The organism is Nocardia sp. JCM 34519.1, from assembly GCF_020361265.1.
Lineage (GTDB): Bacteria > Actinomycetota > Actinomycetes > Mycobacteriales > Mycobacteriaceae > Nocardia > Nocardia arthritidis_A.
Map to the genome: position 1 here is coordinate 48,675 of NZ_JAIRBR010000033.1, position 21,018 is coordinate 69,692.

Here is a 21,018-nt window from a genome sequence, read left to right on the forward strand (position 1 = left end):
ATGTGTCCTTGACGGATTCGCCTTGCCGTCCGCCGCGGCCGCTGATAGGAATACTCTCCGCTCGGGGCGCCGCTCCGTGGAGAGGGAGAATATCGGATGCGCAGAACGATTCTCACCGCGATGACGCTGGCGGCAGTGGTCGGCGGGTGCACCGCCGTTGCCGGGCCCGCGAGCGCGGTGAGCGATGAGGTGACCTGCAAGGCGGTCTGGGATGCGGCCATCAAGGCTCATAAGCTCGGTCGTGGCATCGACAACATGGCGGATTTCAAGGCGCTGCTCGCCGACGAGGCAACGAAATTCGCCGAGGCCGCCGCCAACGCGGACGAAGGCGCGGTGAAGAGCGCGCTCTATGCCGCTGTGGCACAACTGAATCGGGTGGCTGCCGCGTCGGATTCGGATCTGGACAGGGTGTTCGAGGATCCGGCCTTCCAGAGTTCGCTCGACGCTGTTCCTAAGGCGTGCGGATTGTAGACGGTGTTACCGCGGCGGCAGGCTCGTGCCGCCGGGCAACACCCGGCCTATCAGCATATGTCTGAACGCGGCATCGATATGCGGACCGCATCAGCCCAGGAGTTCTCGGCCGAGTGTGCGGAGCTCTTCGATCGAGAGCGGATCCTCTTCCGCTGGCTCGACGGTCGTTCGCGGTGCGGGCTCGGCGGCCGCCGAGCCCGAGCCGGTGGGGTCGGTGGCGGTTCCCGGCAGGGGCTTGGTGACGGTCTGGTCAGCCGGTGTCGCAAGCAGTCGCCGCGCGAGCTCGGCAGCGAGCAGTTCGACGGTCGGACATCCCCAGATGATGGCCGCGGGTACGGTCGTATCGAGTTCCGCGGAGAGTCTGCCGCTGAGCTCGACGGCATGGACCGACCCGACGCCGAGCCGGTCGAAGTTCTGCCGCCTGTCGATCGCGGCGGCCTGCACACCGATCACCGCGGCGAGTTCCGCGGCGACGAGGTCACGCAGTGCACGTTCGTCGACTATGTCGACGGAACCAGCTGGGGGAGAAGAACTTCCGATCCGAATCCGTTCAGCCGCAGCGGTGGAGACCGGCTCGTCCGCAACGGAATCGAGGGCGTCGGTGGCCCAATACCGTTGCCGCTGGAACGGATACGTCGGCAGCGAGACGACGCGGCCTTCCGGATTCACGGCAGCCCAATCGGGTTCGATACCACGCCGGAACAGCGCGCCGACGGCGGCGAGCACATCGCGGCGCGACACGCTCCCCGGTCGCAGTGCCGCAGCGGCGAGCGGGGCCAACTCGGCGTCGCCGGGTTCCGTCGCGTCGGCGGCGAGCTGTTCGCCCAGTAACTGGACGAAGGCCGCCGTGCTGTCCGCGACGAACGAAAGACGTTGAGCAAAAGGCGTTCTCGTACAAAGGGTGTGCGCGATATCGTCGAGCGGGATATCGGGGCGATCCGCCAGGTATTCATGCAACCGCCGCACCTGCGCCCGCAGCGCCGCTTCGGTACGGGCGGACACCACCAGCAGCCGATCCGCGGACCCGAGTGGGCTCGTTCGATGCGCGGCAGCGCCATCCGCGTGCTGGACTAATTCGCCGCCCGCAGATGCGGCCCCACCGGCGATCCACTCACCGAGTCCGCCGGTCTGTCCGGCAGCGCCCTCGCTACGCGCGTGCTGGACTGCTCCGCTGTCCGCGGATGCGGCCCTATCGTCGATCTCCTCGCTGAGGTCTCCGGTCCGTCCGGTAGGGCCCTCGCAACGCGCGTGCTGGCCTACTCCGCTGTCCGCAGACTCGGTCCTACCGTCGATCCGCTCGCCGAGGCTGCCGGACCGTCCGTCAGCACCCACCGGTGCCTGCTCCAACACCACATGCGCATTCGACCCCCCGAATCCGAACGCGCTCACCGCGGCTCGCGCGGGCCGCCCGGTTTCCGGCCACGCCAGCGCCGTATCGGCCACCCGCAACCCCAACGCGCCGAGATCGCTTGCCGCACGGTCGAAATGAAGGCTGCGCGGAATTCGCCGATGCCACAGCGCCAATGCCGCCTTCACCAGCCCGGCGAGTCCGGCGGCGGCCTCGGTGTGGCCGATATTCGCCTTCACCGATCCGATGATCAGCGGCGAGTCGGCCTCCCTGCCGACGCCGTAAACCGCACCGAGCGCAACGATTTCGGCTCGATCGCCGACCGCGGTGCCGGTGCCGTGCGCCTCCAGGTAATCCACCCGAGCCGGATCGACGCCCGCTGCCGCGCATGCCCGGCGCAGCAACTGCTCCTGTCCGGTCGAACTGCTGGCGGGCATGGTGTGGTGGTGGCCGTTGTTGTTGGTGGCGCTGCCGAGCAGCGTGCAGTAGATCCGGTCACCGTCTCGCAACGCGTCGGCGAGGAGTTTCAGCACGACGACCGCGCCGCCCTCACCGCGCGCGTATCCGTCGGCGGTCGCGTCGAAGGTGTGTGAGCGTCCGCGTGGCGACAGCACGCCGAGCCGGGCCAGGCCGTCCGTCGTCTCGGAGATCAGATTCAACTGCACCCCACCGGCCAGCGCGAGCGAGGATTCACCGGCGCGCAGGGCCTGGCACGCCAGATGGACGGCAACGAGCGAGCCAGCGCACGAGGCGTTCACCGTCGTACTCGGCCCGTCGAAGCCGAGGAAATACGAAATCCGGTTGGCGATAACGCCTTCCACGTCGCCGGTGCTGGTGAACGGATTGGGCGGCACGCCGCGGGCGATTTTCAGCGCCCGATAGTCGTTGAACTTGTTGGCGAAGAACACCGCCGTATCGGGTGCGGCGCCGGGCCGGATTCCGGCGTCCTCCAATGCCTCCCAGGCGAGTTCGAGGGCGAGGCGCTGCTGCGGATCCATCTCGGTGGCCTCGCGCGGGGTGATACCGAAGAATTCGGCGTCGAATCCGGCGACATCGGGCAGATAGGCGCCGGGCTGTGTGCCGCGGCCGGGTGGTGGCGCGCCCACCGCGTCGACCTCGTCGATCAGCATGCGCCACAGCGCTTCCGGTGAATCGGCCGCCCCGGCGAAGCGGCAGCTCATGCCGATCACGGCAACGGGTTGCATCACTGTCTCACCTGCCCCGATCGGGCCGCGACTGTGATTTCGCGGTGAATCGATCGATCTTGTTGTGGGGTAACCGAATCCGGATGACACTGTACCTGTGCAGTTTCACAAACGCCCTGTTTTCGCCCGGCTGACGTCCGCGCTGCGGAGCGAAACGCGGCGGCGTGAGCTCATCCGCTTCGCCGCGGTGGGCGCCGCGGCGTTCAGCCTGGACACGGCGGTCTTCCTGACTCTGAAGAGCAGTGTGCTGCAAGCGCATCCGATTACCGCGAAGGTGATCGCGGTGCTGGCGGCGATCACGCTTTCCTACATATTGAACAAACTGTGGTCCTTCGACGCGCGGGGCGGGCGGCGCACCCACCACGAGGCTGCGCTGTTCTATCTGGTGAGTTTCCTGGCCATCGCGATCAACACCGCACCGCTGTGGGTGTCGCGGTACGTGTTACATCTCGAGGTGCCGCAGGTGTCGCCGTTCGTCCAGAACGTGGCCGATTTCGTCGCCGCGCAGCTCGTCGGAACGGCGCTGGGCATGGTCTTCCGCTTCTGGGCGTTCGTCCGATTCGTCTTCCCGGCCGCGCGACCGGCCGTCGTGATTTCCGCTCAGCCAGATCTGGACTCGGGCCTGCCCGCCACGCAGCCGGACTGAGTGCCGGAGCGGCCCCGCGTGCCGGGATCGGCGCGTCGCGCGACACGCCAGATGGTAGGAAAGGGTACGTGTCCGCAACCGTCGAAGATCCGAACCGAAACTCGCGCGCCGTCGGCGAGGTGGTGGAACTGGTCAGCAAACTGATCCAGTTCGACACCTCCAACACCGGCGAGCTGGCCACCACCAAGGGCGAGCGCGAATGCGCCCAGTGGGTGGCCGACCAGCTGCACCAGGCGGGTTACACCACCGAATACGTGGAATCCGGCGCGCCCGGACGCGGCAATGTATTCGCCCGGCTGGCGGGCGCCGACCCGAATCGCGGTGCATTGCTGATGCACGGCCACCTGGACGTGGTGCCCGCCCAGGCCGCCGATTGGAGCGTGCACCCCTTCTCCGGCGCGGTCCGCGACGGCTACGTGTGGGGCCGCGGCGCCATCGATATGAAGGATATGGTCGGCATGATGCTGGCCGTGGCCAGGCAGTTCAAGCTGGAAGGCACGGTGCCGCCGCGCGATATCGTATTCGCCTTCCTCGCCGACGAGGAGAACGGCGGCAAATGGGGTTCGCACTGGCTGGTGGACAACCGGCCCGACCTGTTCGCCGGTGTCACCGAGGCGGTCGGCGAGGTCGGCGGTTTCTCGCTGACGGTGCCGCGCCGCGACGGCACCGAGAGCAGGTTCTATCTGGTCGAGACCGCCGAGAAGGGGCTCGGCTGGATGCGGCTGCGCGCCAAGGCCAGGGCCGGGCACGGCTCGTTCCTGCACGAGGACAATGCGGTGACCATCCTGGCCGACGCGGTCGCCCGGCTCGGGAAACACACCTTCCCCCTTGTGATTTCGGATTCGGTGGCGGAATTCCTGGCCGCGGTGGCCGAGGAGAGCGGCCTGGAATTCGATCCGGCGAGCCCGGATCTGGACGGGCAGCTGGCCAAGCTGGGCACCATATCCCGGATCATCGGCGCCACCCTGCGCGATACCGCGAACCCGACCATGCTGCAGGCCGGCTACAAGGCCAACGTCATCCCGCAGACCGCCGAGGCGGTGGTGGACTGCCGCGTGGTACCCGGCCGGTTGGCGGCCTTCCTGCGCGAGGTGGACGAGCTGATCGGCCCGGACGTCGAGCGCGAGTGGATCACCAACCTGGAATCCTACGAGACCACCTTCGACGGTGATCTGGTCGACGCGATGAACGACGCCATCCTCGCCCACGACCCGGACGGCCGCACCGTGCCCTATATGCTTTCTGGCGGTACCGATGCGAAGGCGTTCGCGCGCTTGGGAATTCGCTGCTTCGGCTTCGCGCCGCTGCGGTTGCCGCCGGAGCTGGACTTCTCCGCGCTGTTCCACGGGGTGGACGAGCGGGTTCCGGTGGCGTCGCTCGAATTCGGAACCCGCGTACTGGAACACTTCCTACTGAACAGCTAGCGAAAGGACCTGTCGTGCCCGACTATTCGTACAACCCCTACGCGGCGTTGCCGCAGGTACCGTCCTTCACGGTGACCTCGGAGGACGTCACCGACGGTCAGCCGCTATCGAACGATCAGGTGAGCGGCGTATTCGGCGCGGGCGGCAAGGATGTGTCGCCGCAGCTGTCCTGGTCCGGATTCCCGGCGGAGACAAAGAGTTTCGTTGTCACCGTCTTCGATCCGGACGCCCCGACCGCATCCGGATTCTGGCACTGGGAGGTGGCGAACATCCCGGCAAGCGTCTCCTCGCTGGCGCGCGGTGCGGGCAGCGAGGGCGGCGTGCTGCCCGAGGGCGCGGTGCAGCTGCGAAACGACGGCGGCTTCAACGGATTCGTCGGCGCGGCCCCGCCGCCCGGCCACGGCTACCACCGCTACTTCTTCGTGGTGCACGCGGTGGATGTGGAGCGGCTGGAGGTCGACGCGAACGCCAGCCCGGCCTTCCTCGGCTTCAACCTGTTCTCGCACACCCTGGCGCGAGCCACCCTCATCGGCACCTACGAGCAGTGAAACCAGCTGCGGCCCTGAGCTTTCGGCTCGGGGCCGCAGCTGCGCCACGGCTAGACGTTGACCACGTGTTCCGGCGGTTCCTTCGCGTAGAGCACATCGATCTCGGCGGCGTATTTGGCGGCGATCGGGCTGCGCTTGAGTGACATCTTCGGGGTGAGTTCGTCGCCGCCCGGCTCCCAGACCGCGGCGAGCACCGTGAACCGCTTGATCTGCTCCACCCGCGACAGTTTGGCGTTGCCCGCGCGCACCGCGGCGGCCACCTCGTCGACGAGTTCGCGGTGCCGGGCCATGGCGGCGATATCGGCGTCGGTGATGCCGAGTTCCTTGGCGCGCAACGCGACAACGTCGGGGTCGAGCACGATCAACGCCGCGATATACGGTTTGGCATCGCCCACCGCGACCACCTGGCCGACCAGCGACGACACGGCCTTCACCGCGTTCTCGATATTGGAGGGGGCGATGTTCTTGCCCGCCTCGTTGATGATCAGCTCCTTCTTGCGGTCGACGATGCGCAGGTAGCCGTCGGGATCGAGCGTCCCGACATCGCCGGTGTGCAGCCAGCCCTCGGAATCGATTGCCTCCGCGGTCTTTTCGGGCATCTTGCGGTATCCGCGGGTGACGATCGGGCCGCGCACCAGCACCTCGCCGTCGTCGGCGAGGCGCAGCTCCATCCCATCGACGGCTCGGCCGACCGAGCCGGGCCGGGGTTTGTCCAGTTCGGTGTAGGTGCCGACGCCGGTGGTCTCGGACATGCCCCACACCTCGGTGACGGTGAAGCCGAGCCCGAGGAAGTACTCGAGGGTTTCCGGCGGGATCGGCGCGGCGCCCGAGGCGGCGACCTTCAGCTGGTCGAGCCCCATGGCGTGGCGCAGCTTGGACAGCACCAGGGCCTCGGCCACCTTGTGCCGCAGCGCCAGCAACCGACCGCGGCCGCCCGCGAGATCGGCTCGGGCCGCGGCGATTCCGGTGTCGATCGCCCACCCGGCCAGCGCCTTCTTGACCGGGCTCGGCTCCTGCGCGAGCCTGCCCTCCAGGCCCGCTTTGATCTTCTGCCACACCCGCGGCACACCGAAGAAAGTGGTGGGGCGGGCGTCGGGCAGCGCGGCCGCGACCTCGCGCGGATCCGGGACAGTGGTGATTTGCATGCCGGTGAGCAGGTTGGTGGCGTGCGCGGAGATGCGGTCGGCCACATGCGCTGCGGGAAGGTACGACACGGCTCGGTCGTCGAAGCCGACCCGCAACGGCCCGTTCATGAGCGCGGCGACCTGGGCCAGCACATTGCGGTGGGTGACCTCGACCCCCTTGGACGGGCCGGTGGTGCCGGAGGTGTAGATCAGCGTGGCCAGATCATCGGGCCGCACCGCGGTCCATGCGGCGGTGAAATCGAAGTCCGGCAACGGATTCGCCTCGAGATCGGCCAGCGTCGACGCGCCTTCGGCCGGTCCGTCGACGACGATGATGTGATCGAGTTCCACTCCGGCCGAACGGATTACATCGAGGAAGCGCTGCTCGGTGACCACCACCCGGTTCGCCGCGTTGGTGAACAGGTGGTTGATCTGTTCGGGGGAGCTGGTGTTGTACACCGAGAACGGAGTGGCGCCCAGATGCAGTGCGGCCGTATCGATCAGGTTGAACTCGGGCCGGTTGGTGAGCATGATGCCCACCGTGTCGCCGTGCCCGACGCCGAGCGCCGCCAGCCCGGCCGCCAGTGCCTCGACCCGCTCGCCGTACTCCCGCCAGGTGATCTGCTGGGTCCCGCCGACCGTCCGTAGCGCGACCTGCCCAGGCCGCAACTTCGTGGTCTCCTGAAACGCCTCGGGCACGGTATAGACCGTTTTACCCGATTCGTGCACGTAACCGATATCTGCTGTCGTCATATCCTTGTCCCGGTATCTGAGGTGAACCGAACCTCGGCACCCCGCACCACACGACGACCTACGAGGGACAACCAGGTGCCGAGTGGCGCGGCTCACTCAGAATAGCCAGGCCACCCCGGTTGTGGTCGGCATTACCGGCCAGGTGGCGAGGGGTCTGCGCGGTCCGGACGAACGGTCCGAGCGGGCGGTCGACGGAGTTCGTCCCGGCTGTGGTCGGAGATTCCCGCCAAGAAATCAAACTACTCCTTCGGCGGCCGTTGAATGCATTCGGCGCGGTTGAATCAGGAAAATCAGGTAATCACGACTCGCCGTTGATGTGAGTCGGTCGGCAGCGCCGGTCATTGGTAGCCGAGGGTTGGTTCGTTGAGCGGAACTGTGATTGCGCCGGCACCTATTTTTGACGAAACCTTGGATATGGGCCGTTTCACACGGTTCGAGAGCAAGGAGAGGGAGGGACATGACAGACGTCATGAATAATGGTGAGCCGCAGCAGGGCGGCTTCGACGCGGCACGGGGACCGGAGACCGTCGGAATTGTGGCAGTCGAACGTAACGAGAGTTTTGCCGGTGGCGTGCGGGGTGGGCGTGCCGCTCCGCTGGAAGCGACAATGTCGACAGCGCGCGAATTCGTGCCCGAAGAGGGATTTTGGCTACCGCAGTGGGTGCGAGCTCTCGTCGGAAATCAGGTGCCGATAGAGGACATCGTCAACCGGGCCATCGAGCGAGTGACCGAACAGCCGACTCATGATCGGTTGGTGGAAACGATGCAGCTGTTCAACGAACTCAGCCGGAATCCGGCGCATGCGCAAGTCATCCGGTCGCTTTATCCGACCGAATTCGTTACGGATCTGACGCGGGGGAACCAGCGATGAGCGGCGGCATTCTCGGCTCGGCCTATCTGTACAGCGGACCGAACCTGACCGGTACTTCACTGCTCGCCGGGCTCGGCATCGGTGACCGGTATCACCAGATCAAATATGCCGATCTGGCGAGCAACGGTCTGCTCGATTCGATCTCCTCCGGCACGGAGTCCTGCAGTAACGCGGACTTCAATTTGATAATTTTCGACACCGCCCGCTACGATGGTGGTTATTTTCAGATAAGTAAGGATCGTGAGGACGGCAATGCCACCTTCTGGCACACCGGCCCCGCGCAGAGCGCATTGTTGATCGCATCGCGGAATCGCGGACGCAACGAATTCCGTGTTTCTTTCGTGGAGCAGATGCGCGACCAGTGGAACACTTTCCTGGATCAGCGTCTGAGTGGCAGCCGGGCATCCAGGGACGGTAATCCGCTGCTCACGTGGAATATGTTTCCGACGGATAATCAGTGGCTCGACAAGGAAAAGACGTATCTACGGATCTATCAGCCGCTGTTGGTGGATCTGCCGTGGCCGTGGTCGACTTATCACGCGTCGATGACCTACAACGTGCAGCTGTACGTGGACGGTGCCAATCATATTCGCGCTTGGGTGGCCGACTGGGAGTGCTGGGTCGACGGCGGCCAGAAGACCGGTAAAATTCATGATGAGCTGGACCCGGCAGTTCGGGACGGAATGACCGCGTTGCAGGATCAACTGAATGCCAAACTGGCTTCCTTCGACGCTCTCGGTGCGGTCCAGGATGTTTTCTATCTGCCAGGTAAGCAATTGTCGCCCGTCGGCACGGCTACCCCCTCCGGAAATACGAACGACGATGTAACCATCGTTATCGTCACCTGACACGCGTCGGCGCGATCACGTACCGCGGTGAGCGCTGCTGTGCGCCCACCGCGGTCGTGATCGGCATTACCGGCCAGGTGACGAACCCGGCTCGCGCACGGCCCCGGCGGGTGCGGGACCGCGAGTCTTTCGCGGGAACGGCGTCATCCAGCGTGCGGCCGGGTCACCTTGCGGGATTCGAGGTTCGCGATTCGGTCGATGTCGTGCAGGGTGGGCATGGCGCCGGAGATGTCGCCGAAGGATTGGGTGGCGGCCATGGCGGCGGTGGCCCATTCGAAGTCGCGGCGTTCGGCGGTGCGGCCGGTGGTGATCAGGCGGTAGGCGAGGGCGGCGGCGAAGGCGGCTTGGGCGCCGGGGGATTCCTCCAGCAGCGCGACGGGTGAGCGGGCGATGTCGAGGTTCACGTCGTCGGAGCGCACGGTGCAGGCGAAACCCTCGATGGCGCAGACCGTCGCGACGCCGAGGGCGCGCAACCGGGGTGCGGTATCGGTGTCGAAATCGCGTTGGGTGTCGGCGGTGTCGTAGCCGGAGAATGTGGCGGGCAGCAGATCCGCGAGTTCGGCGCGGGTGCCGATGAGATAGTCGATGACGCCGAAGTAGGGGATCAGGTACTGCGGTTGCTCGACCCGCGGCGCCGGATGGACAACCAGCAGTGGCGGATTCGGCAACTGCCGGATCAATTCGAGTACCTGCTCGACCATTTCGATGGGTTGCCCGCCGAAGGTGAGGATCACCACGTCGGAGGTGGCGAGGGCGTCGTGCAGCGCCAGGTCTCGCGGGTCGATCCGGATGCGCTGATCGGTGGCGGTGATCAGGGCCGCGGTTCCGGTGCGGGTCACCATCATCGCGCTCACCGGTGTCGGCGCGTCGGTGACCGTCCGGATCAGCGAATGGTCGACGTGCTCGCCGCGCAGCAGATCGAGGATCCGGCGCCCGCCCGCGTCGTCGCCGATCGCGCAGGCCAACCGCACCCGCAGCCCGAGCCGGGCGGCGGCGATGGCCCGGTTGAGCCCTTTTCCGCCGGGGTGGTCGTCGAACCGGCCCGCGATCGCGGCTCCGGCCCGGGGAATATCGTCGACCCGGTAGATGTGATAGATCACCGCCTCGCCGACCACCGTGACGACGCCCGCCGCACCCGAATTGAGCGGCGCGGTAGCGGCTTCCGCGCCGACGGCCGGATATCCCGAGTCGAGCGCGAGCAGTCCGGCAAGTGCGGTGAAGGCTCGCCGCTCGGGGGTGGCGCGCAGCGAGCGGACCGTCGGTGCGGGCGGAATGTGTTCGGCCGCGACGGCCTCGTGCAGGCCGCGCCAGTTGTCGGTGAGATACGCCCGCCGCTCGCCGAGGTCCGCGGCGTAGAGCCGATCGAAATCGATTCCGGTGCAGTCTGTTTCGCGGAGCAGGCCGAGGGTGAGTTCGGCGTCGGCGATCACCCGGTTGGTCGGGCCGAGTTTGCGGGCCAGCTCGCGGACCACCGGCAGCACCGCCTCGGCGGGGTCGATGCCCTCGGACTCGGCGTAGCGGCGTACGGCGGGCAGCTCCAGCAGCGGTTTGACATCGATCTCGGTGGTGCGCAGGCGATCCGAGCTCAGGCCCGAGCGTTTGCACAGCCGGGTGAGGATATTGCGGATGGCAATCGTGCCCGAGTCCTGCGGGACCATGCCATGCCTCCGTGTGGTCGTCACTGCCGCATTGCGCCGCGGCTCAGGATAGACCGCATTCACCAGGTTCACCGAATAGGGAATCGTCAATTACCACTATATCCCGGCAATTGACCCGACCCGGCGGCAAATGACGCGATCGGCGGAACGTGCTGCGCCGCCGACCGTTTCAGACGATCTCCGGCGTCGGCTCGGCGGCGCCGGGCAGTGCCGCGATCCGATCGATCTTGTCCGCCAGCGGCATTGCGTCGGGCAGCTCGCCGAACGACTGGCTCGCCGCCATCGCCGCGGTGGCCCACTCGAAATCCGCACGTCCGGGACGTCCGACGCGGCTCAGCCGGTACGTCAGCGCGGCGAGGAAAGCCGAACGCGCACCGGGCGTTTCGGCCAGCACCGCCGCGGCGGGCCGGGGAATATCGAGCGCCGGTCCGGCGGAGCGAACGCGGCAGGCGAGTCCCTCGACGGCACAGACATACCCGACGCCGTGGCCGCGCAGCCACGGCGCGATCTCGGCGTCGAAATCGGCCGACGGCGCGCATCCGGGGACCAGGGCGCCGAGCTGGGCGCGGGTTCCGACCAGGAAGTCGATGGTGGCGAGGTAGCGCCGGAAGTAGCTGAGCATCCCGATCGGCGGGGTGGGCTGCACCAGCAGCCACGGGCGGTGCGGTGTCGCGTGCACCATCCGGATCGCCTGCTCGACGACCAGCGCCGGCGGCTCGAAGGTGACCAGTACGGCGGCGGCGGAGGTGATCGCGTCGCGGGCGGCCGGGATGGTGATGTCCTCCTCGCGCAGCCGCACCGCCTCGTCCCGGTGTGCGATGGCGCCGGTGCTGCCGCTGCTGGTGACGATCAGCGCGTCGACCGGAGTCGGTTCTCCCGGAACGATTTTCATCAGCGATATGTCGACGCCCTCGCCCCGTAGATACGCCAGGATCCGCCTGCCCGCCTCGTCGTCGCCGACCGCGGCGATCAACCGCACCGGCAGGCCCAGCCGGGCCGCGGCGACCGCGCAGTTGAGTCCCCGACCGCCGACAGTACTGGTGAATCGCCCACGGGCGGGCAGGGATTCGGAAGGCAACCGGTCGGTCCGGTATAGGTGGTCGACGACCGCGTCGCCGATCACCGTGTAGCCGCCTGACTTTCGCGGGGTCATGCGCGCCTTCCCCCTAGCTGGTACGTCGCTGGCCCCCACCAGCATAGGAGCGTTTCGCGGAATCGGGCTCGGCACACCGAGTTCCGTATTTATCCGCCACCTTCGCGGGGTTTAACGGTAGCAGGAACTGTCAATTACCAAGGTGTCACGGCAAAAGACATCCATTGACCCTGCGGGATGTCAAATGCCACACTGATTTCGGGCGGTTCCCGCCACACCAGAATCGGGAGGGTCTGGTGATGAAAGGTCATCCGGCTCCGCCGCGCAGGGCGGACGCAGGCAGCGGCACCACGAGGGGAGCGCCCATGGCTCTCGAATTCGCCGGCGACTACATGACCAGCGATCTGACCCCGGAGCGGGCCGATCGCCTGACCGATCAATGGGCCCGCGCCTGGCGGCTGAGCTGGCTGCCGGACCGGCTGCTGACCGAACAGCAGGCCCGCGCGGGACTGGAACTTGCCGAGATCATCCACGGCACACCGGATTTCGAACTCGATGAGCTGCGGCTCGCCCGGGCGGCCCGGTGCGCGGGCCTGCTGCGGCTGGTGCTGCAGCAGGCGGTCATCGTGCTGAACCAGAGGAGGTCGCCATGACCCTCTACACCACCGAATCCACGATCATCAGCGATATCACCCCGGAATGGGCGGCCAGGGATACCCCCGGCGCCGACCGGGCCTGGCGGCTGAGCTGGCTGCCGGACCGGCGCCTGACCCGCGAACAGGCAACGGCCGGAATGGAACTCGACGAACTGCTCAGCGATCCGGACCGGGTGCACGACCGCATGCAGCTGGCCCGGATCGACGACTGCGCCGACCGGCTCGGGCTGCTGCGCGACCACGCGATCATCCTGCTGGCCAAGCGAATCGCCGCGCGCGTGCAGACCGAACCGGTACCACCGCTGGTCGATCGTCGCCGCGTCATCGAGCCGCCGTTCGCCCACCGCTGACGGTGGCTCGCGCACAGCGATCGGCTTCTCGCGCAGGTTATTACGTGTGCCAGAAGCTCGAGGCTTATGCGTCGCGGAGTCAGGCGTGCGCGGCGTGCTCCGCGCCGATCGCCTCGGCGATGCTGCGATACCCGTTGGCGCGCAGGCGTTCCGCGAGCCCGCGATGGATGCGGCGGGTCCAGAACGGTCCGCCGTAGATGAATCCGGTGAAGCCCTGCAGCAGGGTGGCGCCGGCGAGGATGCGCTCCCACGCCTGGTCGGCGGTTTCGATACCGCCGACCGAGATCAGCACCAGCCGGTCGCCGACGCGGCGGTAGAGCCTGCGCAGCACCTCGAGCGAGCGGTCGGCGACCGGGGGACCGGACAGGCCGCCCGCGCCCATCGCCGCCACCTCGGCGGGATCGGTGCGCAGGCCGTCGCGGCGAATGGTGGTGTTGGTGGCGACGATTCCGGCCAGCCCGAGTTCGACGGCCAGATCCGCGACGGCGTCGATATCGTCGTCGGACAGGTCGGGCGCGATCTTCACCAGCACCGGCACCTGCACCTCGTCGAGCACCGCCTGCAGCAGCGGCCGCAGCGAGGCGACCGCCTGCAGATCGCGCAGGCCGGGCGTATTGGGGGAGCTGACGTTCACCACGACGAAATCGGCGAGCGGGCCGAGCAACGCCGCGCTGATCGCGTAATCGCCCGCGGCGTCGGCGGGTTCGACGACCTTGGTCTTACCGATGTTGGCGCCGATCGGCACGCCGCCCGCGCGCCTGCGCCGCAACCGCCGCGCCGCCTGCTCCGCGCCGTGATTGTTGAATCCCATCCGGTTGATCAGCGCGCGATCGGCGGGCAACCGGAACAGCCGCGGCGCCGGATTGCCCGGCTGCGCCCGCGCGGTGACGGTGCCGATCTCGGCGAATCCGAAACCCAGTGGGGCCCAGGCATCCACGCCGCCCGCATCCTTGTCGAAGCCGGCCGCCAAACCGAGCGGCGCCGGGAATTCGACGCCGAACGCGGAATTGCGCAGGATCGGATCGTCGGCGACGAGCAGCCGGGCCGCGACCCACCGCAGCGGCGGGAACCAGGCGGCGAACTTCATCGCGGCGAATGCGAGATGGTGGATGCGTTCCGGCGGCAGCAGGAACATCAGGCGCAGCAGCAGTGCGTACATCGGATTCACATCCCCGCTTCCGGCTGCGACGCCTCATGCGCCGGCTGGGTCGGATCGGCCGCGGTTTTTCGGCGCCGCAGCAGCACCCGCCTGCTGCCGTCGGTGTACGCGCGCACGCGGGACAACTCCCAGCCGCCGAATTCGGCCTGGATGGTGAGGCGCATCGACGCCGTCACCCGGTTGACATCGGGTGGTAGTCGTAGGGGGACGTATTCGTAATCCTCACTGGAGGTCTCCCAACCGCTCGGTAGCGTCGAGCGCGGTTTCCGCACCTTCGTGGGTTTCGGCGCCGCCATCACTGCCCTCTCTTCCGCTCGTCCGCGCGGATCCGCTGTAACCCGTCCCCGGTCGCGGATCCGACGAACAGATCGCCGGTGCGCTGATCGATGGTCACCGAATTCGGTTGCCGGACCGTCGGATAACGTCCCACTTCCTTCGGTATACCCGTCGACAGATCGAATCCGGCGACCTCGTTGCTCTGCGTGCACGTCACCCACACGGTGTCGGACCGTTGATCGTAGGCAAGCGCGTAAGGAGATGATCTTACCGGGAACCGTTGGCGCAGTACGAGCGGTCCCGGCGTGTAGACCAGCAGTTCCCCGTCGGCGGTGTCGGTGACGATGAGGCGGCCCTGCGTGTCGCCGATCAGATTGGTCGCGCCGTCGCCCGCACGCAGCGCCAGCCCGAGACGGCCTTTGCCGAGTTCGACCTGGGTCAGCGAGGACTGGCGGCGGTCCAGCACGGCCACCTTGTCACCGGCGGCGGCCAGCGCGTCGGCCGAGGCGAGACCCGAAATCGTTTGGCGCACTTTGTTATCCATGTCGATGGTGCGCACCTTGCCGTCGGCGGTGCCCACCAGCAGCGAGCCGTCACCCTGCCGCAGCACCGAGCGCGCGTCACCGTCCACCGCCACCTCGCCGATCGAGGCGGTGGCGACATCCACCCGCAGGATCCGGTTCGGCGCGGCGACCAGGATCTGGCCCGGCGTGCCCTGGGCCAGGCTCGCACCCTTCGCGGGCAGCGCGACCGTGCGCACCGCGGGCGGTTCGACGGTGGGATCGACCAGGGCGAGGGTGGCGCCGTCCAGTGCCGCCAACTGTCCGGTGCCCGCATCGGCGAGCAGCGCGGAGACCGGCAGCGATACCGGCAGCACCCGGCCCGCCGGTGCGGTGGTCACCGCGGGCGCGGCGGCGGCGGTCGCCGGATCGCGGGTCTGCATATCGTCGCTGCCCGGTTTGGATGAGCAGCCGGTGAGCAGTGCCAGCGCCAGCGCGCCCGCGAATACGCCGCGGGGAAGGGAGACCCGGGGACGGGTGACGGGCCCCGAGAGCGCCAATCGAACACAGCTGTCAAGGCGCATCCACCGAACTCCTTCTACCGACGCAACAACCGCAACACCATCATCTGACCATGATGCCGAACGCCGGTGGTCCGCGGGGCTGGCGACAGACCGCCGGCCCGGCCCGCCGGACCCGGAATGTCGGTGATCGGGGTTACCGTTGAGTTGAATCAGTGTCCAAGTCAGGGAGATCCGGTTGAAAGCCGACCATCCATCGGGGTTTGCCATCGATGACATCACCGTTGGTCCCTACGCCCACGGGTTCGGCACCGCGGCCGATGGCAGGCCGTTCGCCTTCCGCACCGTGCGCGGCATCGTGGAACTGGAGCTCTACCGCGCCGATCTGGACATCGAGGTGCCGGGGCCCGACGACATCGTCGCGCTGGCCCAGGCGCCCGCCACCGATATCGACCTCGACGACGAGCGCAGCGTGATCGCGCTGGTGCGCGACATGATTCCGGACGCGGAGGTCGTCGCGGCCACCGCCGACCGCGACGTGACGACGGTCCGGGCGCTGCTGGGCCGGATCAGCGCCGTGATCGATGGTATGTAGATGGTGATGCCAACCACTTCTTTCGCCATGCGCCGCGCGCTACCAGCCCTGGCCGCCGCTCTGCTGCTCACCGCGGCCTGCGGTAAAGGGGAGGACGAGGCGTCGGTGGCGGCGGCCCGCTCCTCGGCCAACGCCTCCCTGTCCAGTTCGGCGGCCGCCGCGTCCAGCGCCGCCCGGCACCCGCTGCCCACCGCCGCCGAACTCGACAGCCAGATCAAGCGGGCGCTCGACCCCTCGCTGCCCGACAGCGAGCGCACCGCGCTGATCGAGGACGGCGAGGCGTTCCGCGACGCCATCCCCGATATGTACAAGGCGCTGCACGACAATCCGAAGGCGATATACGGCGTCACCGACCCGGTGTTCGACAACCACGACGGCACCCTGACCGCGACCATGCGCCTGGACAAGGACGGCACCGGCACCAACGTGCGCACCACCGTCGTGCACTTCATCTACCTCGACGACCGCTGGAAGATCTCCCGTTCGGACCTGTGCGGCATCCTGCGCTCGGCCGATTACCACACCCCGGCCTGCGGCTGAGATGCTCAGCTCCGGATCCCTACGGTGGGGGCGGTTCATCTACCGGCGCCGGTACCTCGTGCTCGCCGTCTTCGTGCTGGCGGTGCTGGCCTCCGCCTGGTACGGGCGCGACCTGTCCGGCCGCTACACCCAGGAGGGCTGGTTCGACGAGAGCAGCGAATCGGTGGCCGCGTCGAAACTGGCCGACAGCACCTTCGGCCGCGATACCGACAGCGATGTCATCCTGCTGTACACCGCACCGCCCGGCGCCACCGTCGACGATCCGGCGGTCCGCGCCGCCGTCACCGGCTCGTTGGCGAAACTGCTTGCGGCGCACCCGGATCGGATCCTGAAGATCGACAGCTACTGGGACAGCCCGTTCGCCGGGAACGCCGCCGACGCCACCAAACAGCATGCCTTCGCCAGCGTCGGACTGCGCGGCAGCGGCACCGCCGTGGTGGAGAACTACCTCGCGGTGAAACCGGAATTCGGCGCGGGACGGCCCGGCGGCGGCCCGGGCGGCACCACAGTGCAGCTGGCCGGATTGCAGCCGGTCGTCGAGGGCATCAACACCGGTATGCAGAACGATATCCACCGCGCCGAGGTGATCGCGCTGCCGATCGTCGCGGTGCTGCTGTACTTCGTCTTCGGCGGGGTGGTCGGCGCGCTGCTGCCGGTGCTCATCGGCGGGCTCACCGTACTCGGTACCCAGGGTTTGATGCGGGTGCTGACCGACCATATCGAGGTCAACGTATTCGCCAGTGCCGTGGTCACTTTGGTGAGTCTGGGGTTGGCGATCGATTACGGGCTGTTCACCGTCACCAGATTCCGCGAGGAACTCGCCGCCGGGCGCACCGTCGAGGAGGCGACGGCGCGCACGGTGGCCACCGCCGGGCGCACCGTGCTCTTCTCGGCCGCGATCATCGCGATCAGCCTCGGGGCGCTGTTCATCTTCCCCAACGGCGTGCTGCGCTCGGTGCCCTACGGCGGGATCAGCTCGGTGCTGCTCGCCGCGGCGCTCTCGGTGACCGCGCTGCCCGCGGTGCTGAGCATCATCGGCGATCGGATCGACTTCCTCGGCTGGAAACGGTTCTCCCGCAGCAAGACCGAGGCGCAGATCGACGCCGGCTTCTTCTCCCGGCTCGCGCTGCGGGCGATGCGCAGACCGCTGCTGGTGGTGGTGCCGATCGTGCTCGGGCTGCTGCTGCTGAGCCTGCCGCTGCGCGATATCGAATTCGGCGGGATCAGCGAACGCTATCTGTCCCAGGAGAATCCGGCACGGATCGCGCAGGAGCGCTTCGACGAACTGTTCCCCAGCTTCCGCACCGAGCCATTGAAACTGGTTGTGGTGGGCGCGGATTCGCAGCAGCTCGGCGACATCCGGGACGCCGCGAGCCGAATACCCGGGCTCACCGGGCGATTCGATCAGTCCGTTCCGACGACGCACGGAATCAACGTCCTGCAAGCGGGTTTGGTGCACCGCGACGACGCCGACCGGGTGATCGCCGCACTGCGCGCGATCCCGCAACCGCCGGGGGTGCGGGTGATGGTGGCCGGGGTGCCCGCGCTGGAACGCGACAGCATCAACGGGCTGCTGCATCGGCTGCCGCTGCTGGTGGCGATCCTGGTGGTGACGGCGCTGCTGATGATGTGGCTGGCGTTCCGTTCGATGGTGTTGGCGGTCAAGGCCGTTGTGATGAGCGGGTTGAGTCTCGTCGCCACCATGGGCGTGCTGACCTGGATCTTCGTCGAGGGGCACGGGGCAGGGATATTCCATTTCACGGCGGGCCCCCTGATGTTCGCGGTGCTGGCGCTGATCGTGACCGTGGTGTTCGGATTGTCCACCGACTACGAGGTTTTCCTGCTGTCCCGGATGGCGGAGGCCCGCGAGAACGGGGCGGTGGCGCCGGAGGCGATCCGCTACGGGATCGCGCACACCGGCGGCGTGATCACCTCCGCCGCGGCGATACTCATCGTGGTGACCGGGGCGTTCGGCTTCTCCGACCTGGTGCTGATGAAATACATCGCCTACGGCATGATCGCGGCGTTGCTGCTCGACGCCACCGTCATCCGGCTGCTGCTCACCCCGGCGGTATTGAAGTTGGTGTGGCGCTGACTGATTCGCTCCCCAGGCAGCGAATCGCCGGTCGCGGTGCGACACTTGGCACTCGCGAGAGGGATGGACGATGCGTGTGCTCAAAGGCGCCAACCTGGGCCTGATGTTCATATTGGAAGTGTGCGTGCTGGCCGGTGCGATCGGCTGGGGCTGCACGCTGTCTGCGCCGATAGCGGTCCGCGTATGCGCGGCCGTCGCCGCACCCGCGATCTTCATCGTCACCTGGTCGCTGTTCGGTGCGGGCGGCGGTCGCAACGCGCGCTACCCGCTGCGCGGAACCGCCCGCGCCGCACTCGAAATCGCCTGGTTCGGTGTGGCGGCACTGCTGATCGGCCTCGCCTTCTCGCCGATAGCGGGTTTGGTGTTCTTCGCGCTGTGGGGTGTGAACGCGATGCTGCGCCTGGTCTGGCGGCAGGCGTGAGTCATAGTTGCGAACGACGGGCCGGAGATTTCCGGACGGGATACGATAGCGACCGATATCGGGTCGGTGAGTGATTCCCGTCCGGAACGCGGATGCCTTGGCGGGTACCGGTTTTGGATCACCCTGCCAGGTGGGCGAGGGAGTTACGGGATGGATTCGACGACCGGCCTGGATCAGGCGGAGCGCGACGGGGCGGCGGCGTACTCGCCGAGAATGCTTGCCATATACGACCTTCGGGTCCTCGGGTTCAACTGCCGATTCATCTGGCGGTGCAGCACACGGCATACGCTCGCTCTCTACAACCGCAATATGAGCGCCGATCATCTCGATATCGGCACCGGTACCGGGTGGCATCTGTGTCATGCGATCTATCCGGTCGAGCATCCCCGGGTCACCCTGGTCGACCTGAATCGCAATTCGCTCGCGGAAACGAGTCGGCGACTACAGCGGCGCGGGATCGACCCGGTGACCCGGGTGGGCACCGTCCTGCAACCGTTACCGGTCGACGGCCGCCGGTTCCAGTCGATCTCCTCGACCTATCTCATGCACTGTGTGCCGGGCGGTTGGGACAGCAAAGGCAAGGCGTTCCAGCACATTGCCGATGTCCTGGCCGATGACGGTGTGTTCTTCGGTGCGACCGTGTTGAATTCGGGCGTCCCGCACAACGCGTTCAGCCGCCGCGAGATGCGACGGCTGCGCGCACACGGCATCTACCACAACGAATCCGATGACCTGGACGGCCTGGTGGCCGCGCTCGGGCGGGCCTTCGATTCGGTGAACGTCGACACGCGTGGTTCGGCGGCATTGTGGACGGCGAGTATGCCGCGCCGTATATCGGATACGGGCGCGGCCGAGCCGCGCTGACCGTCATCACCGCGCGGACGCCGGTACCAGGAGGATGGCGATTGTGGAGCCGGGCTGGACGGGGCCCGCGGACATCGGGAACAGCGCGGCCCGGAACAGCGACCCTTCGATCGAAATTGCCTGCTCGACAATATCATTGGTGGATGCCGCGTTGATCAGACGACCCAGGTCGATCTGTCCGAGCACGCTTGCCATGCGCTGTTCGTCGGTGATCAGCGCATCGGCGAGATCACCGGAGGCATTGACGACCTCATGGGTGTGCACGTCGACCATGAGCAGGGTGGCGCCCGTGTACCGGACGAGAGTGCCCAGCCGGGTGTCGACATCGCGATGCGGCAGTTGAATTGTCAGCCCGTAGACGGCGCGCCGCTGTCCCGGCGTGCCGAGAACCGTTGACGCCGACCACCAATGCACCCAATTCTTGTCATCGGGCCGGAGCGACCACGCCACATCGGCGATGGCGCCTTCCCGTTCGGCTCCCATGGCGTAGAGGGCGCGGGTGAATGCCGGTGCGTCATCGGGGGTCATGTGCTGAAGCAGGGCACGGATCGGTTTACCCTCACCGACGCGGCGGTCGACGCCATAGAGCTCGAGGTTGTCGCCGCCGCCGAAAGTGACGAGCCGGCGCAGATCCAACATCCACGTGTTGTAGACCGGCCGCACCGCCACCGGTGGCGGTGCGAGCCAGATGACGAGCCCGACCGCGGTGCCGTCGGATGCCGAGACCCAGTGGGTACGGCATTCGATTCCGCCCTCGGTGCGTACGCAGTCGATGCGGGGTCCGGCGAGTACGTCTGCGAGTACGCCGCGGAACAGGGTTTCGCCGCGATAGTCGAATCCGAGTTTGGATGCCACGCGCCCCAGCCGCCGCGCCACCCGCTTCCCGCCGGCGGAATGGATCACGATCTCGCCATGCAGCATGGTGCCGATGATGTCTATTCCCAGCCACATTCGTGGTAGGTCCATACTCGCACCCTAGACGAGTGAGTCCGAACCGGTTTAGTGGTCGAAGGCGATGAGGGAGCGGGTGACTGGTTGTCCGGTGTGGTGGT

General features: G+C 67.4%; 21 protein-coding genes. 13 read left to right on the top strand and 8 right to left on the bottom strand.

Annotated features, from left to right (window positions below; translation table 11 throughout):
• The first annotated feature begins 96 nt into the window (after nucleotides 1-96).
• Entirely contained in the window at nucleotides 97-471 is a 375-nt protein-coding gene (locus LGY53_RS41500) for a hypothetical protein (protein WP_225732167.1), read from the top strand.
• A gap of 90 nt (nucleotides 472-561) precedes the next feature.
• Here LGY53_RS41500 and LGY53_RS41505 read toward each other — a convergent pair whose 3' ends face one another.
• The gene (locus LGY53_RS41505; protein WP_225732185.1) at nucleotides 562-3,024 is read right to left on the bottom strand and encodes a beta-ketoacyl synthase N-terminal-like domain-containing protein; all 2,463 of its coding nucleotides are present in this window, start codon (nucleotides 3,022-3,024) and stop codon (nucleotides 562-564) included.
• Between the two features lie 97 nt (nucleotides 3,025-3,121).
• On the opposite strand from LGY53_RS41505, the gene LGY53_RS41510 reads away from it, so the two are divergent.
• The 3 genes from LGY53_RS41510 (at nucleotide 3,122) to LGY53_RS41520 (ending at nucleotide 5,642) form a co-directional block, all read left to right on the top strand.
• Nucleotides 3,122-3,670 (top strand): GtrA family protein, encoded by a 549-nt coding sequence (locus LGY53_RS41510; RefSeq protein WP_225732168.1) that lies wholly within the window; start codon nucleotides 3,122-3,124, stop codon nucleotides 3,668-3,670.
• Between the two features lie 68 nt (nucleotides 3,671-3,738).
• Nucleotides 3,739-5,094: a M20/M25/M40 family metallo-hydrolase gene (locus LGY53_RS41515; protein WP_225732169.1), complete on the top strand. Its 1,356-nt coding sequence runs from the start codon at nucleotides 3,739-3,741 to the stop codon at nucleotides 5,092-5,094.
• A 14-nt stretch (nucleotides 5,095-5,108) separates the two neighbouring features.
• Complete coding sequence (locus LGY53_RS41520) at nucleotides 5,109-5,642, top strand: YbhB/YbcL family Raf kinase inhibitor-like protein (protein WP_225732170.1); 534 nt, start codon at nucleotides 5,109-5,111, stop codon at nucleotides 5,640-5,642.
• Nucleotides 5,643-5,692: 50 nt separating this feature from the next.
• Here LGY53_RS41520 and LGY53_RS41525 read toward each other — a convergent pair whose 3' ends face one another.
• Nucleotides 5,693-7,519: a long-chain fatty acid--CoA ligase gene (locus LGY53_RS41525; protein ID WP_225732171.1), complete on the bottom strand. Its 1,827-nt coding sequence runs from the start codon at nucleotides 7,517-7,519 to the stop codon at nucleotides 5,693-5,695.
• 457 nt (nucleotides 7,520-7,976) lie between these two features.
• Between LGY53_RS41525 and LGY53_RS41530 the strand changes: the two genes are divergently transcribed.
• A complete protein-coding gene (locus LGY53_RS41530; protein WP_225732172.1) occupies nucleotides 7,977-8,390 on the top strand; it encodes a hypothetical protein in 414 nt (137 codons plus the stop codon).
• Nucleotides 8,387-9,238 (top strand): hypothetical protein, encoded by an 852-nt coding sequence (locus LGY53_RS41535; RefSeq protein WP_225732173.1) that lies wholly within the window; start codon nucleotides 8,387-8,389, stop codon nucleotides 9,236-9,238. Before LGY53_RS41530 ends, LGY53_RS41535 begins: the two co-directional genes overlap by 4 nt.
• A 143-nt stretch (nucleotides 9,239-9,381) precedes the next feature.
• On the opposite strand, the gene LGY53_RS41540 is transcribed toward LGY53_RS41535, so the two are convergent.
• Nucleotides 9,382-10,896 (bottom strand): PfkB family carbohydrate kinase, encoded by a 1,515-nt coding sequence (locus LGY53_RS41540; protein ID WP_255665038.1) that lies wholly within the window; start codon nucleotides 10,894-10,896, stop codon nucleotides 9,382-9,384.
• A gap of 169 nt (nucleotides 10,897-11,065) precedes the next feature.
• Entirely contained in the window at nucleotides 11,066-12,049 is a 984-nt protein-coding gene (locus LGY53_RS41545; RefSeq protein ID WP_225732174.1) for a PfkB family carbohydrate kinase, read from the bottom strand.
• Between the two features lie 305 nt (nucleotides 12,050-12,354).
• On the opposite strand from LGY53_RS41545, the gene LGY53_RS41550 reads away from it, so the two are divergent.
• The gene (locus tag LGY53_RS41550) at nucleotides 12,355-12,642 is read left to right on the top strand and encodes a hypothetical protein (protein ID WP_225732175.1); all 288 of its coding nucleotides are present in this window, start codon (nucleotides 12,355-12,357) and stop codon (nucleotides 12,640-12,642) included.
• On the top strand, nucleotides 12,639-12,995 hold the full coding sequence (locus tag LGY53_RS41555) for a hypothetical protein (protein WP_225732176.1): 357 nt from the start codon (nucleotides 12,639-12,641) through the stop codon (nucleotides 12,993-12,995). Before LGY53_RS41550 ends, LGY53_RS41555 begins: the two co-directional genes overlap by 4 nt.
• Nucleotides 12,996-13,074: 79 nt before the next feature.
• On the opposite strand, the gene LGY53_RS41560 is transcribed toward LGY53_RS41555, so the two are convergent.
• Genes LGY53_RS41560 through LGY53_RS41570 form a run of 3 tightly spaced genes read right to left on the bottom strand, consistent with a single transcriptional unit; the run spans nucleotide 13,075 to nucleotide 15,514 of the window.
• On the bottom strand, nucleotides 13,075-14,154 hold the full coding sequence (locus tag LGY53_RS41560) for a quinone-dependent dihydroorotate dehydrogenase (RefSeq protein ID WP_225732177.1): 1,080 nt from the start codon (nucleotides 14,152-14,154) through the stop codon (nucleotides 13,075-13,077).
• A 5-nt stretch (nucleotides 14,155-14,159) separates the two neighbouring features.
• Complete coding sequence (locus tag LGY53_RS41565; RefSeq protein WP_167475041.1) at nucleotides 14,160-14,450, bottom strand: DUF5703 family protein; 291 nt, start codon at nucleotides 14,448-14,450, stop codon at nucleotides 14,160-14,162.
• The gene (locus LGY53_RS41570) at nucleotides 14,450-15,514 is read right to left on the bottom strand and encodes a hypothetical protein (RefSeq protein ID WP_225732178.1); all 1,065 of its coding nucleotides are present in this window, start codon (nucleotides 15,512-15,514) and stop codon (nucleotides 14,450-14,452) included. Before LGY53_RS41570 ends, LGY53_RS41565 begins: the two co-directional genes overlap by 1 nt.
• 175 nt (nucleotides 15,515-15,689) lie before the next feature.
• On the opposite strand from LGY53_RS41570, the gene LGY53_RS41575 reads away from it, so the two are divergent.
• The 5 genes from LGY53_RS41575 to LGY53_RS41595 all read left to right on the top strand — a co-directional run bounded on the left by LGY53_RS41575 (nucleotide 15,690) and on the right by LGY53_RS41595 (nucleotide 19,966).
• Nucleotides 15,690-16,046 (top strand): hypothetical protein, encoded by a 357-nt coding sequence (locus LGY53_RS41575; RefSeq protein WP_225732179.1) that lies wholly within the window; start codon nucleotides 15,690-15,692, stop codon nucleotides 16,044-16,046.
• A 6-nt stretch (nucleotides 16,047-16,052) separates the two neighbouring features.
• Complete coding sequence (locus tag LGY53_RS41580) at nucleotides 16,053-16,586, top strand: hypothetical protein (protein WP_225732180.1); 534 nt, start codon at nucleotides 16,053-16,055, stop codon at nucleotides 16,584-16,586.
• A gap of 1 nt (nucleotide 16,587) precedes the next feature.
• Nucleotides 16,588-18,681 carry an MMPL family transporter gene (locus tag LGY53_RS41585; protein WP_225732181.1) on the top strand — a complete coding sequence of 698 codons (2,094 nt, stop codon included), beginning with the start codon at nucleotides 16,588-16,590 and terminating at the stop codon, nucleotides 18,679-18,681.
• Nucleotides 18,682-18,751: 70 nt separating this feature from the next.
• Nucleotides 18,752-19,102, top strand: coding sequence for a YrdB family protein (locus LGY53_RS41590; protein ID WP_225732182.1), 351 nt, complete (start codon nucleotides 18,752-18,754; stop codon nucleotides 19,100-19,102).
• A gap of 150 nt (nucleotides 19,103-19,252) precedes the next feature.
• Nucleotides 19,253-19,966, top strand: coding sequence for a class I SAM-dependent methyltransferase (locus LGY53_RS41595; protein ID WP_225732183.1), 714 nt, complete (start codon nucleotides 19,253-19,255; stop codon nucleotides 19,964-19,966).
• Between the two features lie 6 nt (nucleotides 19,967-19,972).
• Here LGY53_RS41595 and LGY53_RS41600 read toward each other — a convergent pair whose 3' ends face one another.
• Nucleotides 19,973-20,932 (bottom strand): hypothetical protein, encoded by a 960-nt coding sequence (locus LGY53_RS41600; RefSeq protein WP_225732184.1) that lies wholly within the window; start codon nucleotides 20,930-20,932, stop codon nucleotides 19,973-19,975.
• Nucleotides 20,933-21,018 lie beyond the last annotated feature (86 nt).